The organism is Bradyrhizobium sp. CCBAU 65884 (assembly GCF_028128835.1).
Taxonomy (GTDB): Bacteria; Pseudomonadota; Alphaproteobacteria; order Rhizobiales; family Xanthobacteraceae; genus Bradyrhizobium; species Bradyrhizobium ottawaense.
Window position 1 is genome coordinate 1 of the sequence record NZ_LBJU01000020.1, and the last position, 590, is coordinate 590.

Annotated in this window: 1 protein-coding gene; it reads right to left on the reverse strand. The window is 56.1% G+C overall.

Annotation, left to right across the window (positions count from 1 at the left end; all coding sequences use genetic code 11):
* Positions 1-590: response regulator transcription factor (locus XI03_RS01550; protein WP_442869678.1), on the reverse strand; the 590-nt coding region annotated here is incomplete at both ends.

Consider the following 590-nt stretch of genomic DNA (forward strand, 5'->3'; position numbering starts at 1 on the left):
TCGGCCAGCGACCGTGCACGCATCTTTTTCATGACGTGTCCCCGGTAGATCTTGACCGTAATCTCGGCGAGTCCAAGCTCGGCGGCTACCTGCTTGTTCATCAGCCCAGCAGAGACCAGTTTCATCACCGCCTGCTCGCGCGGGCTCAAGGTCTGAAATAAAGACCGCAAGTTCGCGACGGTCTGCTGAGCCTCCCGTCTTTTGCGATCGCGTTCGGTCGCCGCAACCACGGCATCAAGCAGTTCCTGATCGCGAAACGGTTTGCTGAGAAAATCGACCGCTCCTTCCTTCATGGCCCTCACCGTCATGGGGATGTCGCCATGGCCGGTAATGAAAATGACTGGAATATGAATGTTTAACCTCGCCAGCTCGGTCTGGTAGTCAAGGCCGCTCAAGCCTGGCAGCCGGACATCAAGAACGAGACAGCTAACAACGTCCGGAATTGTGCTCTGCAGCATTTCGCGGGCCGATCCGAATGCAACGACCTCCAATCCTACCGATCGAAAAAGGTTCGTAAGCGAGCGACGCATGGAAATGTCATCCTCGACGATGAAGACCATTGCCTTGGTCGAGGTCTCGGCATTGTTGCC